Source organism: Methylobacterium sp. WL64, from assembly GCF_008039945.1.
Taxonomy (GTDB): Bacteria; Pseudomonadota; Alphaproteobacteria; order Rhizobiales; family Beijerinckiaceae; genus Methylobacterium.
Window position 1 is genome coordinate 1 of sequence record NZ_VRVA01000348.1, and the last position, 309, is coordinate 309.

The following is a 309-nucleotide window of genomic DNA, read 5'->3' on the forward strand; positions in this document are numbered from 1 at the left end:
GATCGGCCCCGGCCAGGAGCTGGTCCAGGATCGCGTCAGGGACGTGGGGTGCTTTGCGTCGTGCCATCGGGAACCTCCTTCGGATCCACTATGGCCGCCCCCACACGAAATTCCTGACAGTCCCGCCCTTCAGGCCATCGACCACGGCCAGGAGCACGTCCTCGACGCCGCGGTTCCTGAGTTCGTTCATGACCCGCAACCAGAACTTGGCGCCTTCGTTCTGCTCCAGCCACAGGCCGAGGATCTCCTTGGATCCGTCGGCGCGCACGCCGAGCGCGATATGGACCGCCTTGTTCCGGACCACACCCT

General features: G+C 65.4%; 1 pseudogene. It reads right to left on the reverse strand.

Annotation, left to right across the window (positions count from 1 at the left end):
- Positions 1 to 124: 124 nt before the first annotated feature.
- Positions 125 to 309: pseudogene (locus FV242_RS34200) on the reverse strand (transposase); the annotation flags it as partial.